Annotated in this window: 11 protein-coding genes; 2 read left to right on the top strand and 9 right to left on the bottom strand. The window is 50.3% G+C overall.

Annotated elements, in window-relative coordinates:
- Positions 1–47: 47 nt before the first annotated feature.
- The gene (locus BCV73_RS11745) at positions 48–1,274 is read left to right on the top strand and encodes an epoxide hydrolase family protein (RefSeq protein WP_089547228.1); all 1,227 of its coding nucleotides are present in this window, start codon (positions 48–50) and stop codon (positions 1,272–1,274) included.
- A 61-nt stretch (positions 1,275–1,335) separates the two neighbouring features.
- Here BCV73_RS11745 and BCV73_RS11740 read toward each other — a convergent pair whose 3' ends face one another.
- From BCV73_RS11740 to BCV73_RS11710, 7 genes are all read right to left on the bottom strand, one after another.
- A complete protein-coding gene (locus BCV73_RS11740) occupies positions 1,336–2,016 on the bottom strand; it encodes a formylglycine-generating enzyme family protein (RefSeq protein WP_089550210.1) in 681 nt (226 codons plus the stop codon).
- A gap of 103 nt (positions 2,017–2,119) precedes the next feature.
- Entirely contained in the window at positions 2,120–3,571 is a 1,452-nt protein-coding gene (locus BCV73_RS11735) for a sensor histidine kinase (RefSeq protein WP_089547227.1), read from the bottom strand.
- Positions 3,568–4,281 (bottom strand): response regulator transcription factor, encoded by a 714-nt coding sequence (locus tag BCV73_RS11730; RefSeq protein WP_089547226.1) that lies wholly within the window; start codon positions 4,279–4,281, stop codon positions 3,568–3,570. The genes BCV73_RS11735 and BCV73_RS11730 overlap by 4 nt, the downstream gene beginning before the upstream one ends.
- Positions 4,282–4,373: 92 nt before the next feature.
- A complete protein-coding gene (locus tag BCV73_RS11725; RefSeq protein ID WP_089547225.1) occupies positions 4,374–6,575 on the bottom strand; it encodes a M1 family metallopeptidase in 2,202 nt (733 codons plus the stop codon).
- A gap of 56 nt (positions 6,576–6,631) precedes the next feature.
- Positions 6,632–7,000 (bottom strand): YxeA family protein, encoded by a 369-nt coding sequence (locus tag BCV73_RS11720; RefSeq protein WP_076165784.1) that lies wholly within the window; start codon positions 6,998–7,000, stop codon positions 6,632–6,634.
- A 13-nt stretch (positions 7,001–7,013) separates the two neighbouring features.
- Positions 7,014–8,945 carry an ABC transporter permease gene (locus tag BCV73_RS11715; RefSeq protein ID WP_089547224.1) on the bottom strand — a complete coding sequence of 644 codons (1,932 nt, stop codon included), beginning with the start codon at positions 8,943–8,945 and terminating at the stop codon, positions 7,014–7,016.
- Positions 8,932–9,699 carry an ABC transporter ATP-binding protein gene (locus BCV73_RS11710; protein WP_089547223.1) on the bottom strand — a complete coding sequence of 256 codons (768 nt, stop codon included), beginning with the start codon at positions 9,697–9,699 and terminating at the stop codon, positions 8,932–8,934. Before BCV73_RS11710 ends, BCV73_RS11715 begins: the two co-directional genes overlap by 14 nt.
- A 237-nt stretch (positions 9,700–9,936) precedes the next feature.
- Here BCV73_RS11710 and BCV73_RS11705 point away from each other — a divergent pair, with 237 nt between their 5' ends.
- Positions 9,937–11,202 carry a helix-turn-helix domain-containing protein gene (locus BCV73_RS11705; protein WP_089547222.1) on the top strand — a complete coding sequence of 422 codons (1,266 nt, stop codon included), beginning with the start codon at positions 9,937–9,939 and terminating at the stop codon, positions 11,200–11,202.
- Between the two features lie 37 nt (positions 11,203–11,239).
- Here BCV73_RS11705 and BCV73_RS11700 read toward each other — a convergent pair whose 3' ends face one another.
- Both BCV73_RS11700 and uidA read right to left on the bottom strand, forming a co-directional pair.
- Entirely contained in the window at positions 11,240–12,655 is a 1,416-nt protein-coding gene (locus tag BCV73_RS11700) for an MFS transporter (protein WP_089547221.1), read from the bottom strand.
- A gap of 75 nt (positions 12,656–12,730) precedes the next feature.
- The gene (uidA, locus tag BCV73_RS11695; protein ID WP_089547220.1) at positions 12,731–14,536 is read right to left on the bottom strand and encodes a beta-glucuronidase; all 1,806 of its coding nucleotides are present in this window, start codon (positions 14,534–14,536) and stop codon (positions 12,731–12,733) included.
- Positions 14,537–14,771: the final 235 nt, after the last annotated feature.

The raw sequence follows: 14,771 nt of genomic DNA, 5'->3' as shown, positions 1-14,771 counted from the left end.
ACGTTCACCTTTTCGTCGGCTCCAAATCACGTCAGAGGAGGATCACTATGCCCCATGCCGAATTTCCGTTTAAAGCAAGTCCCATCCATGTTTCCGAAGAGGTACTGAACGATCTGAACCGTCGTCTTACCTCCGTCAGATGGCCCCTGGATGCAGGGAACGAAGACGGTTACTACGGCGTTCGCCGCGATGAACTGAAAGCGCTCGTCGACTACTGGATTCACGAATTCGACTGGCGTAAATCCGAGCAGGCGATCAACGCCTATGAGCATTATCAAGTCCAAGTCAACGGTGTGCCTGTCCATTTTATGCGCAAGCCCGGAGTGGGGCCAAACCCGGTTCCCCTCATTTTGTCCCATGGCTGGCCATGGACGTTCTGGCATTGGTCCAAGGTGGTGGATCCGCTCGCTGACCCGGGGGCGCATGGAGGTGACCCCGCTGATGCTTTTGATGTCATCGTCCCTTCGCTGCCGGGCTTCGGCTTCTCTGCTCCGCTTCCCGACCATCCGGACATGAACTTCTGGAAGATGGCCGATCTGTGGCACACCCTCATGACGGACATGCTCGGATACGAGAAGTATGCTGCAGCCGGATGCGATGTCGGCGCGCTGATCACCGGTCAGCTCGGGCATAAATACGGAGCCGAGCTGTATGGTATTCATATCGGTTCGGCACTCAAATTGGACTTCTTTAACGGAGAGCGTGCCTGGGATTATGCCGGCGGACGTCCGATTCCGGAAGACCTGCCTGAGGAGATCCGGAATCAATTGTTGGAACTGGACCGCCGCTTTGCTTCGCACCTTGCCGTGCACGTTCTGGATCCCGGCACGCTCGCTTACGGGCTCAGCGATTCACCTGTCGGCATGCTGGCCTGGATTCTTGAACGCTGGATCAAGTGGAGCGACAACAAAGGCAGCATTGAACAGGTGTTCTCCAAGGATGACCTGCTGACGCACGCCACGATTTTCTGGGTCAATAACGCCATCGAAACGTCGATGCGCGTATATGCCAATAACAACCGGTATCCTTGGGAGCCCTCCCATTCACGTCAGCCTGTTATTGAAGCACCGACCGGCATCACTTTCGTGGGATACGAAAATCCACCGGGGGTGACGACCGATCAACGCGTGGAGCATTTTCTCAAGACTGACCGTGCAGCATGGTATAACCACGTCAATATTACTGCCCACGAAAAAGGAGGCCACTTTATACCGTGGGAAGTGCCGGAGCTGTGGGTTCAAGATTTACGCCGGACCTTTCACGGCCGCCGGTAACGGAAGAAGGACCACCCTTAGCGGGTGGTCCTTCTCTTAGGATATAAATAGGATAGACAGCTTATCCGAATGACCGATGCCCACCTCCGTTATAGGAGTAAATCGAGCGGGCCAGGCGAAATCCGAGATCGTCGATTTGAAACGTCGGGTGGCTGCGCCGGCGGCATGTCGCTCCGCAGCCCCTTGCTTCTTCCGCCCAGCTGCCACCCCTGAATATGCGATAGGATCCATACACCTCTTCGTCATACAGATCCCAGCACCATTCCCACACATTTCCCAGCATGTCGTATAGCCCCCACGCATTCGGCAGTTTGCCTCCGACTTCATGCGTCATGCCATCGGAATTCTCCTTGAACCAGGCGACTTCTTCTAATTCGCCGTACCTGTAGCCTTGAGAGCCTGCTTTACATGCATGCTGCCATTCGGCCTCTGTAGGCAGACGATAGCCGTCCGCTTCCCGATTCCAGACGACACGCTCGCCCTCAGCGGCAATCTCATAACAAGGCTCCAGTCCCGCTTGCCGGGACAGCGCATTACAGAATGAGACTGCTTCGTACCATGATACCCCTGTGACTGGTGCTTTCGAACGTCCGTGCGTGCGGGTTTTATGCTGCAGCACGGCGTCGTAGAATGCATTCGTTACCGGGACGGGTGCCATGAAAAAGGCATCCAGCTTGACATTCCATGATCTTTTAACCCTGTCATCCCTAAGCGCAACGTCTCCCTCTGGAATACGTATCATCGGATATTCGCCTAGACTCGTCATCCATTCAGCCAACTTCAAACTCTGCCTCCCATGAATCTTGATTCTTTATCATCTATCAAATGATATAGGAATCTTTATCTTATAGGATCTCATCGGATTTGTGAACTTCTGGAAGCGAATGAAGTCTAATCTCGATCTTCGTTCCTTGATGGAGCTCGCTGGTGACGCGGATCTCTCCCCCATGTGCTTCCACGATATCATGCGCGATGGCCATCCCCAGTCCTGAACCTTTATGCTTCTCGCCCGTATGGGTCCCTCGGTAATAGCGGTCAAAAATCCGGTCCAGTTCCTCTTTGCGGATGCCTTTCCCATGATCCTCTATGATTATCGCCACCGAATCCGCCGTTTTCTCAACCCCAACCTCAATGACCGTATCCTCTGCATTGTGAACCATCGCGTTGTATATTAAATTGCTGACGGCCCTGCGAATGAGGAGGTCGTCCACTTTTACCTGAATGGTCTCTTCGTTGTAGCCGAAATCGATGTTCCTGCCGCTGTATCGGGGATCATTCAGCACGTCGATAATTACGCTGCGCACCAGGCTGACCAGATTGACGCTCTTCAGGTTAAGCGTAATATGTTTGTTTTTAAGGCGGGTGGACAAGTTCAAATCTTCAATGACGTCTTTCAAGTAGTGGGATTTCTGTTCGATGATTTCCGCGTAATCGCGCATTTCTCCGGTCGTAAACTCATAATCCTTGTCCCTCATCATTTCGGCGTATCCTTGGATCGAAGCCAGCGGCGTTTTGATGTCATGCGTGATATTCGCGATCCACTCTTCCTTCATGCGGTCCAGTTTTTTGCGTTCGGCCTCGCTGGCTTCCAGCTCCGCGCTCAGCAGGTTGACATGATGGAACACGTCTTTGTAAACCCCTTGGGGCTCGTAATGAACCCCATATTTTTTGTGGGCGAGCTGCTTGATTCCATCGATCAGCCTATGAAGCGGCCGGGTCAGTTTTTTGCTGAACAGATAAGCGATGCACAGCGCAATAAATCCGTCGACCCCCATGACGGCCAAGCTTCCGATTTTGAAAAAATGCACCACAGAGCGAATATCGTACGTTAAGACGTTACGCTCCAGATAAGTATTTTTAAAACCGATTAAGTAGCTGTAGCGCTGCTGTTTGCCCTGCTTTTCCCCCACAAAAACGGTCGACATGAGCTCTTTTTCTATATACTTGTAGGTCTGAACCATATCCATCGGCGTATATTTGGTCCTTGCATCCGGGGGGACATGGTAACCGTAGACCTCCTGACCGTTCTCATCCAAAACTTGGATCCAGGCCTGGTTACGGTCAAGAAGCTCCTTCCCTTCACCTGTAATCGTCATCCCCGAATCGGAGAGGATCACTTCTTTGCCGAACGACCGGGTAATCAAATCCGGATTATTCTGTTTGCTTTGAAAAGAAAAATGGGGAAAGGCAAACTGGTTTAAATAAAGACCGGTCACAACCACGATATTCATGAAAATGACAATCACGACGATGAGAACGACAGATACCAGGTATCTTCCGGTGAGCCTCCATTTCATCGCTTCGCGCCCTCCAGCGCCAGCTTGTACCCCAGGCCCTTTACAGTGACCAAATACTGCGGATTGGAGGGATCGTCTTCGATTTTTTCCCGGAGTCTCCTAATGTGGACCATCACGGTATTGTCGTAGCCGAATGAATCTTCGCCCCATACCTGGTCATACAGGCTTTCTTTGCTGATAATTTGGTTCGGGTGTTTCAGCAAGTGGGTGAACAATCCCAGCTCTTTCGGCTTCAGTTCGATGATTTCACCGTTTTTCTTCAGTTCGATCTTTTGCTCGTCAAACACAAAGGGGCCTGCTTGCACAATATGCGCTTTGTCCACATCTTCAGAGGCAGCCTCCTGCCTCCGAAAGCGGGCTTTGATCCGGTATGCTACTTCCTTCGGACTGAACGGTTTGGTGATGTAGTCGTCGCCTCCGATGGCAAACCCGAGTATTTTATCGATTTCCTCCGTCTTGGCCGATAGGAAGAAAATCGGTACGTTCGAAACGCTGCGGATTTGCTTGCAGACGTCATAGCCTTCTCCGTCCGGCAGCATAATATCCAGGATGACGACGTCAGGGCGCTGGTCCTGAAATTGCTGCCAACCCTCTTTCGCGGAAAAAGCGGCAAATACATGCTCGAAGCCTTCCTTTAGAAGAACGGTTTTCAAAAGCTTGACGATATCTTCTTCATCATCGACGATCAGCACTTTCTGACTTTGTGGCATACGATCAGTACCTCCTTTCTTCATCATTTCCACCCTGACATCTACTATAACTCTATTTTCAAGTCCACGTCCTCATTGAAACGCTGCCCATCTTATTCCTGCGCGAAAAACTTAGCCAACGGATTGGCGGTTTTTCGGTCTGACGTGATTTTGCCTGACGCATTCATGATATAATATTGGTAGTAATCCGTGCTGAAGCTGAGTGCATTTAACATCTGAGCAGGAAAAACCTTCATAGCCGGTTCGCTGAGCGCCTTACCGTTCCAGAAAAAGTGCAGCAGCAGGCGGTTTTGGTTGTAAGGATGCTTGACGATATAAGCGCCTGAAGCTGCTTTTTGTCCCATCAAGCTCGTCCAGTTCAGACCGATCGACTTTGCGTTTATCATGATACCGGGCTTCAGCGCCTGGATCAAGCCGTTCGACCCGGCGCTGCCGATGGCGATAATGTTGCTGGCGGCCAGCTCCTTCTCCATTTGCTTCTTGAGTACTTGACGCTCTGTAATGACGTCGGCATGAATTCCCATCAATTGCAGGGAACCTTGCAGCTGCTCAAGTATCGATTGCTCCTGCTTGTGGGCAGCACCGTCGGCCTGGTCGCTCAACACGATCGTAAGAGGTTCGCCCTGAAGTGCCTTATCCACGATGCGGCTCATCGTTTCTTCCTCAAGATCGGGTATCTGGGTCAGGGACGAGTGATAGATGCTCTTGAACTGCTCATGCCAATACGCGGCTTCTTCCGCCTCGGACAACCGGTATTCAGGCTTTAATGTAAAATTCGGGTCATGCAGCGCGCTGTCCATTTCTTTCCGCGCTTCCGTACCGAGCGTATCCTGAATCGTCTGCAGCAGACCGTCGATGGTCGCGTTTTTATATTCAAAGCGCTTGAAGTATTCCCTCATGAACGCATCGAATTTCTCCTCGCCCACCATACGGTACAGCTGGTAGATCGCCTGACGTCCTTTTCCGTAAAAGACCGGATTCTCTTCGTCCCCCGCATCTGCATTGGTTGAAGCAATCGGCTTATCTATGGACGACAAGTCATCGATTTGGATCGATTGGAATCCGCCCAGGACATCGCCTCGTTTTTCCGCAAAATATACTTTGGAGAAATCCGCAAATCCTTCATCCAAAAACGACTCTTTCTCCGAATTGTTGCCGATCAGGGCATGGAACCATTGATGGGCGATTTCATGCACGAATACGTCATTATGCGCCGGATCGCTGTTCTCCGCAATTTGCCCCATTTGAATAACCCGGGAGAATTCGACAGCAACCCCCTCTACATAAGATTCCGCAATCCGGAATTCCGGATAAGGGTACTTGCCGTATTTGTCGTTAAAAAAACGGATCGCCTCGAAAGCAGCGTCGATGTACTCATCCACGAGTTTTTTCTTGTCTGGCATATTATCGAAATAATAATATTCAACGGTCAGGCCGTCGCGCGTCACGCTCTCCACCTTGTAATTCGGGCTGGCAAAAAAGACGAGCTCCCGGGTATGATCCGCCGTCGAGCTAACTATTTTCCGTCCCGGCTCCTCGGGAACTTCCTGTGAAGTGATGGTCCCTGGCATCAGGATTTGATATGACTCGGGTACATTCAAATGTACTTCAAAATCCGAGATGTCATAATAATCGGTTTCGAAGGTTTTGCTGTACGGCGTCTTGTCCCATTGATGCTTGCTTTCGTCATAGACCGAAGCGGCCGGGAACCAATGCGCGGCGTTCACGATATCTTTGTAATACGACAGACGCTGCATCCCGTACGGGATTTTAACGTCAAAAGCGATTTGAATTGTCACCGATTCGCCTGGCTTCAAACCCTGCTTCAGCCGAACGGTCAAAGCCTGGTTGCTGTTCGTAAACTCCGCGGATTGGCCGTTGACTGCAGCGCTCCGGATGTCAATCCCGCCCAGAAAGTCTTCCGCCTTCTTCTGCGGATTCTCTTTCCGGATCTCCTCATTGTTGCGCTCAAACATCGACGTTTGGGTCGCTGTGGACCGGTTCGCATCGGCAAATGTATGGAATACGATCTCCTGGAGCGTATCTTTGGACAAGTTCCGGTAGGTGACCGATTCGCTCCCCGTAATGCGCATCTTTTTCTCATCCAGCCGCGCGTTGATCCGGTACTGAACCGGAGCCTGAACCTGTGCAGATTCAGTGGATAGGAGCGTTGGTACCGCCGGGGCGGCCAGCACATGGGAAGAGCCTGCGATTGTTGGACAAGCTGCCAGCGTCAAAGCCAGCGAATACGCCAGCGCTTTTTGGGATACGGTTTTTAAAGTTGTGCGATACATCGGATTCTCTCCCTTTAGTAAGTTTTACTGAATAAATCGTGATTCACGCAGAGAGATTAGTTCCCTGCACCGTCCAGCTTCTGCTTTGCTCCTTCCGGCAGCTCATCGGCCTTCACTTCTTGATAGGAACTGACCCCATCCCCTTTTACATAAATCCGCAAATAAGCGTCCCTGCGTAGTTCCTTATGTGCCGTAAATGTCAAAGCTTTTTGTTTCCCGCTTGGATCAAAGCCATCCAAGTTGTATTCGTAATAGACATATTTCTCACCATTGTCCGTTTTGTCTTCCATTCGTTTTCCGTCTTGGTTAATCTGCACATAATACTGCTGCGCACCGAGGCGGTTCAAATTCACGTTTTGGATAAATACGACGAATCCGACCAGAACGATCAAAATAACCGCTATTGAGATAAGTCCTTTTTTCACTTCAATCCACTCCTCACTTTACATTCGTAACGATTTTGTAGTAGCTGTTGACGGTCAGGAAATAATAAACGAGATAAATGCAAATATAAATGCCCATGCAGCTGACGACGGGAACGACCAGACTGGTCATCATCAGGTTCGATAAAGCCGATAAGGCCACGGCGCAGTGGGCAATGCCGGCCGCAAGGGGCAGCGCGAATACAAACAGCACCTGCTTGGCGACCGATTTGCGGATTTCGCTTTTTTTAACGCCGATTTTATGCAAAATCAAATACCGGGCTTTGTCGCTGCTTGCTTCCGTCAGCTGCTTGAAGTAAATAATGCTGCCTGTCGCTGCCAGGAATACGAGCCCAAGGAATCCGCCCATAAAGATCATCAGTCCGGTTGACTCCATTCCCCGTGCATAATCACTATAGAAACTCGCCAGGCCGGCGGTCTCGGGCAGAATGCTGCTCAGATGCTTGGTCAGTTCCTTGGCCTTGTCCTGATGCGTGATCTCGTATGCTTGGACGGTCAAGGATTTGGCTTTGTGCTGAAGCGACGCGAACAAATCGTCGCTGACGACCAAGGTGGAATAGACGGTCCCGAGGTTCAGCACGCTGTACGTTTTCAATTCGGTAAAATGGATCTGTTCATGGATTCCCTTTCCAGTCAGCACAATGGTAGAACCTTCGTATGCCGGTGAAATCCCCTTCATATACCCGGGCTCCAGAGCCGCGGCATCGTTTCCTTGAAGGCTGAGCACTTCGTCCCGTCCTTGCAGCTTGGCCAGCTTGTTGAAGGTGTGGTTCGACATCACCGTAAACGTCTGATCATTGGAGCCGTCTGTTTGCCCCAGTCCCGTTGTGTCGGCATCCACTTCAAGCAATGGAATGGACTCATGATAGATCACTTTGTGACCTGGAGCTTGTTCGATCGCCTGATCTGCTTTGTTATCTGTCGCTTTGTCCCCTCCAATAAACATGTAGCTGTTCGGGTTCGCCAGCGCCACATTGATCCGGTTATTGTAATACAAGCTGTATGCTGTTCCGACCGCCGTCAGCGTCGTTGCGCTCAGCACGGCGATGATCGTCAGCGTGCGTGCATTCCCTTTCATCCGGTACAAAAGCTGGGAAGTTCCAATCAGGTTCAACCCCCGCCAATAGCTTCTTTTCCGTTTGCGGGCCAGCTTCAGCAGTGTAACGGTCAATGTGTTAAACAGCAGATACGTGCCGAGAATAACCGAGACCAGAATAACCAGCGGGGTCACCAGCACACCAATCGTTTTCCATGCCTGTGACGTCAGCATGTTTTGCAGCGCAAGCCAGTAGCCGAAACCAACAAGCAAGACTGATAGAAGAGCAATCCACACCGATGACCGAGGTTCCTTCTCCCGCTCCTGGTCCGCCCGGAACAACTCAATCAGCTTGAACCGGTAAATCAGGCGGTAGCCTTGCACCGAAGTGATCAGCGTAATGATTAAGAACACGGTAATCGTGTTCAGGACGGCGGCCGGGGAAATGGCAAAGTTCGGCATGGCATCGTAACCCATCACGTTCATCAGGAGCATGACAAAAAAACGGCTGAGCACGGCTCCAAGCGCAATGCCGACCAGCAGTGCCAACACACCCATCAGGAAATTTTCATAAAAGAGCATGCGGCCGATCTGCTTTTTTCGGACGCCGAGTAATGAGTACAGTCCGACCTCCTTTTTGCGCTTACGCGTAAAAAATGAATTCGAATACCAGATAAAGATCGCGACGAAGATGATCAGGACGACGGCCGCTCCGCTGAACGCCGAGTTGATTTTATCTGACCCTTCCGATGCCGATTGAATGGTATGATCGTACTTCAACGACACAAACGTAAAATAAATAACGATGCTGAAAATCATTGATGCAAAATACAGAAAATAATGTTTGAAGTTATTCCGGATATTTTTGCCGGCGATATTAAACAATGTCATCTTCCTCACCTCCAAGCGTCGCCAGAACCTCGAGTATTTGACCAAAAAACTGTTTTCGCGAGAGACTATCCTTCCGGAGTTCCATGAACAGCCGGCCGTCGTTGATGAAAATGACCCGCTTGCAGTAACTCGCCGCATTTGCATCATGCGTAACCATCATAATGGTGGATCGATTTGCCTGATTCAGCCGGCTCAAGCTTTCCAGAAGGCGGGTGGCCGACTTCGAATCGAGCGCGCCGGTCGGTTCGTCCGCCAAAATCAGGCTCGGATTGGCCACGATCGCCCGGGAAGCCGCTGCCCGCTGCTTTTGTCCGCCCGAGATATGGTACGGGTACTTATCAAGGATTTCACGGATTCCAAACGTGTCGGCAATCTCGTTAACCCGCTGTTCGATCTCTGCCGCCGATACTTTGGACAGGGCCAGCGGGAGCAGAATGTTTTCCTTGACCGTGAGTGTATCGAGCAGGTTATAGTCCTGAAAAATAAAGCCGAGCTTATTCCGGCGGAAATCGGACAGCTTTTCTTCATTCATAGTCACGATGTTGTGCCCATCAATGATGATTTCCCCGGAAGTCGGCGTGTCGATCGTCGAAAAAATGTTCAACAGGGTGGATTTCCCCGCACCGGAAGGTCCCATGATGCCGACATATTCGCCCTCTTCGATGCTAAGGCTGATATTGTGCAGTGCCGTATATTGGTTTCCTTTGGTGCCAAAGGTTTTATTGACGTTCTCCGCTTGCAGTATCGTTTTCATGAGTATCTCCTTCAATTGGGTTGTATTCATTCCTTATCGCCTACATCACTTATGTTAAATCCCGAACCTTTCAGCATGTTAATCCCAACCTTACAGCAACCTTAAATTGATAGAAGGTGCAACAAAACGGAGAACGCTTGTCGCGTCCTCTGTTGGAGGCATGCATATGAAAACCTTGTTGATTGGAAGAAGCCTTTACCGATAAAATATATAGAGATCAACTTCGGGGTGAAGAATATGCACAGCAGAATGGCCGAGCTGCAACAAATTTTCCGTTTCGCACATGATTACTCGAATATGGATACGGTATTTACCGATCCGTCCCGCGGGATTTGCTGGGAGTTCATGTACAGTCAAATCCCCGATGCCCTTCAGCCTTATTTCAACAGCATAAGACCGAACCTCAATCCAGGCGATTCCGGTCCCGAGCCCAGCATTAAACTCCATTCAACTTCTTTTCGATTGAACTTCATTTCGGTTCATTTCTATGCGGACGGGACAAGCTTTGGTAGCCTCATCGTGGGCCCTTTCCTTCTGGACGAGCCGTCCGTATCCAGTTTGAATACCGTATTACTTGAACATCATCTGCCTATCACCTTTATGCCCCTGATCGAGCAGTATTACTTGTCCCTGCCATTAATCAGCTCGGACAAGACCGATCGTCTCGTTGAGTTTCTCAGTTTTCTTTCATCCCATTTTCATCAAAGGAAACAGCAAAGCCCACTGAAAACGATCCAAATCGATGTTCAAAACGAATTCGTTAGGCTGCCGGATACCGTCAAAGAGAAAACCGATGAGGCTATCCTGACGATCAATGATCGATACCGGACCGAAAACAAGCTGCTGTCCGTCATCGAGAACGGCAGTATCGAGAAGTTGGATGCGATGCAGGAAGAACTGGCGATCTTCAGCAAACTGCCGGACCGTATCCCCAATAATCCCTTACGCTCGCGCAAAAACCTTGCCTTCGTCACCAATACGCTGCTGCGGAAAGCTGCGGAGCAAGGCGGCGTTCATCCGGTGTATATCGACAGCATTTCCGAGAAGTTTGCCATCCAAATTGAAAAAACAACCTCCATACAGCAATTGTCAAACTTGCACGACAAGATGCTCTACGAATACTGCGAAACCGTCCGTAAACTCTCTCTGAAATATTACAGTCCGGTGATCCGCACAGCGATCGAATATATAAGGCTGCATCTCGCCGAGCCCCTCCGGCTAGAGGCAATTGCGACTGCGGTTCATGTCAGCCCATCCGATCTGTCAAGGCAGTTCAAGAAAGAGACCGGGCAGCCCCTTACCTCATACATCAACAGCCTGCGAATCCGGGAGGCGCTGCAAATCATCCGCAGCGAGCCGATCTCCATCACGGACATTGCGCAGATGGTCGGTTTCAGCGACGTCAATTACTTCACGAAAGTGTTCAAGCAATTGCAAGGGGTTACGCCGAGCGATTACCGTAAAACGCTGCAGTGCAAAGCAGCAAAAAAGCCACAGACTTGAATCTAAGTCTGCGGCTTTTTTCCTTTTTTGGAGCTTGCTATTTCGGCAGGGCTTCCTTTTTCTTCTTCAGATCGGCTGCAAGCTGCAGTGTCCGTGTTTTATTCAGCGGATACAAAAACACCACAATCAGGAAAATAGCCGATAAAATGACTGCCGGAACCAAAGTGGACAGCGTGTAGATGCCATGCAGGGTGGCTGGACTCTGGACGTTGAGCTTGGCATCGTATCCGACGGCCGCAATGGCAAAACCACCGAGTCCGCCGGCAATCGCCTGCCCGACCTTACGGGCGAAGGAGTATATGGAATAGATCGTTCCGTCCTCGCGAAGTCCCGTCAGGAACTCATGATAATCGATCACATCCGTAACAAAAGCCCAAATGACCAGATTAAAAAACGCGTAACCGAACATGGCGACGGCAAGGAGAGCGATAAACGCTTGAACGCTCAAGCCCGGCATCGCATACATGACTGCATAGACTGCAGCTGCAAGCAGTATTCCGGCCGATGCGGTTTCCTTTTTGCCGAATTTGGATACCAGCGGTTTGACAAGAGGCATCGCCACAAAGACGGTAGCTGCTTGGAGGAATCCCACCAGGCTTAGAGCCGCCGCGCTGTGAAACACATTTTTGAACAAATACACGTTGACAGCACCGACCAGCATGAAGCAAATCATAAAAGACAGGGAAGCCGCCAGAATGACGACAAGCGGTTTATTGCGAATCAGCCCTTTTAGCGTCCTGGCGAGATTGGCTTTATCCCCCTGAACATCGGGATCCACAATCCGCTCGACCGATAAACGATAGCAGGCCATGTAGCAAGAAAGCGAGAGGATGCCGAAAATGACCGCCGCCAGCAGAAAGCGGTTGGCATTGGCTTGATTATCCACAAATATGATGAGCGGACCGGCGACATTAATGATCAACCCCGCGAGGGAAGCACCCAGCGTCCTGAAGGTGGATAAGCTCGTGCGTTCCACCGGATCGTTCGTAATGACGGATGCCATAGAGCCGTATGGAATGTTGACCGTGCTGTAGAATGTCCCCCACAGGATATAGGTCACAAACGCATATGCTTCGTAGAATCCTGTGGACATGCCCGGGAGATGAATGAACATAAGCACGCCCGTTGCCACGAGCGGAAAGGACATTCTCAAAACCCACGGCCTGAACTTTCCCTGATTTCCCGATTTTCGGGTATCGATAAATCTCCCCCAGGCCACGTCGGCTACAGCATCCCACAGCCTTGCAATGAGGAACAGGCCCCCGACCAAAGCCGCACTCATGCCGAAAATATCCGTGTAATAGACCATCAAGAATGAGCTGACTAGAATAAAGAAAAAATCATTGCCGAAATCACCGAACAAATACCCGAGCTTGTCTCGAATTCCGAATTTTCGCGTTTCCTCCCGGACGATTAGTTTCTCTGCCGTCTTCAGTCCAAATTGTGGTTCCATGTGATCCCCCCGAAACAAAATGTTCAGTATGATCCAATCTCCAAATTCGTATACTGGGCAAACGAATCCCGCCCTCTACATCTTTTCTTTATAGTAGAAATCGGGGATGTCTAACCAGCGTTTGCGCAGTTCGTGCGCCGCAATTTTAGGCTTGCGGTCACGGGTAAAAATGCCCTTTTTGTTACCTTGTACACGAATGATGCCCTGGCTGGTGGCGAAATCGGCAAAGCTCCAGACTTGTTCGCCGGCAAAATGACGGAACTCGTCAAAGACTTCATGGTATGCCTTATAAAATTCCGCTTGAAACTCTTCCGTAAACATAACCGGCTCAACGTCGTGAAAACCGGTCACCGTGTCGGCGCCATATTCGGTCATCAGAATCGGCACGTCCGGACAACGCTGCGTCCAGGCGTTCAATTCGGCCCGAAGTTTCGCTTGTGCTGCGTTCAGGTCGCCGCCGTCCACATACCAGCCGTAATAGCGGTTCAAGCAGATCACATCCAAGAGATTGGCGACCTTGTCCTTGTCAGGCGTGGCGCCTAAATGTGTGACCAGTGTTACTGGACGGTGTTGCGGGTCCAGCTCTTTCAGCAGACGGATCAATGGTTCGAAATATTCATTCGCCCCTTCCTCTTCGGATGCCGGCTCGTTAGCGACGTTCCACATAACGATCGAAGGGTGGTTTTTATCCCGTGCGATCAACTCCCGAATGACTTCTTGATGGTGCTCAAAAGTTTGCAGCTCCTGCCAGGTGCTTCTGCTTCGCGGGGCGCCAGACAACATCACCATGAAATTCAAGTGCAGCCCTACCGCAGGCACTTCATTGATCACGACCAGCCCTTCTCGGTCCGCAAGGCGTATTAGCTCCTCCGAATATGGGTAATGGGCTGTGCGGAACGAGTTCGCGCCGATCCATTTCATTAAATGAACGTCCATGGCGTTTACGGCTTCGTCAAAACCGCGGCCATGGATCGGAGCATCCTCGTGTTTGCCAAAACCCTTAAAGTAAAAAGGCTTATTATTGATCAGGAATTTCCCGTCCTTCACCGCGACGGTTCGGACTCCGAAAGGCTGATCGTATACATCCATGATCTTGTCATCATCCAGCAGTTCGATGCGAAGCGTATACAGATACGCATGTAAGGGCTCCCAAAGGTTTACGCGGGATATCGACAAAGTTCCTGATGCACCGTCTCCGGCAGCGGCAACCTCACCTTCTTCATCAACGATTTTCACTCGGGTCTTTAGTCCGCAGGATGCCTTGACCTTATATTTCACAAGTCCAGAATCGCCATTCGTTTCGGTGACAATGTCTACATCTTGGATGTACAGCTGCGGAGTCGTATAAATTTTGACCGGACGCTGGATTCCGGCGTAATTAAAAAAGTCAAAATTGGGCTCATTGCACGCTTTTTTCCCTATTCCCGGAATTTCTTTTTCATAATGGAATCCAACCGGGAGTGTGGACTGATCAACGATATTGTTGACTGCCACGTTTAAACGGTTTGGGCCTGCCTGAATGAAACGGTTGATCTCTGCTTCAAAGGGTAGGAAGCCTCCCTTATGCTCCATGACGAGTTCTCCGTTCAGGTATACTTTCGCCGCATGCGTAACCGATCCAAAGCGCAGTACGATCCGCTCGGATGCAAGCAGGTTCGGCACGACGATGTCCCGTTCGTACCATACCCAACCAATATGATTCCTGATCTCAGCCAAAACGCCGATATCGTTATAAGAGGCGGGTACGGGCATGGTCATCGCTTCGAATAGTCCGGACCGGTACCACTCCTCCTGGAATCCGGTGCCGTGGTCCAGCTTGAACTTCCAAATTCCGTTTAAGTCGATGATACTTCGGGTTGACGTTACGATTGGATACAACATATCTAGTGATCACTCCTTTTCAGAACCATCCTAAATGAAAGCGCTTTTTATTTCTCGTAAAAAATTGCTCATAATCGTAATATTCTAAAACAAGTTTGTATGGTACGCTGGATTGTTGAATGAATAATAGGATGATCACTGTGGTATTACAGTTGATTCAGTGCCTTACGGATAACAAATTGAACCACTAGAAAGGCAATGCATGAGAATCGGATTCCAAAATATAAAAAGTCCG

It is taken from the genome of Paenibacillus sp. SSG-1, assembly GCF_002224835.1.
Lineage (GTDB): Bacteria > Bacillota > Bacilli > Paenibacillales > Paenibacillaceae > Paenibacillus_AQ > Paenibacillus_AQ favisporus.
Note: the sequence above shows the minus strand (reverse complement) of the source record. Positions and strands in the feature narration are given on the sequence as shown.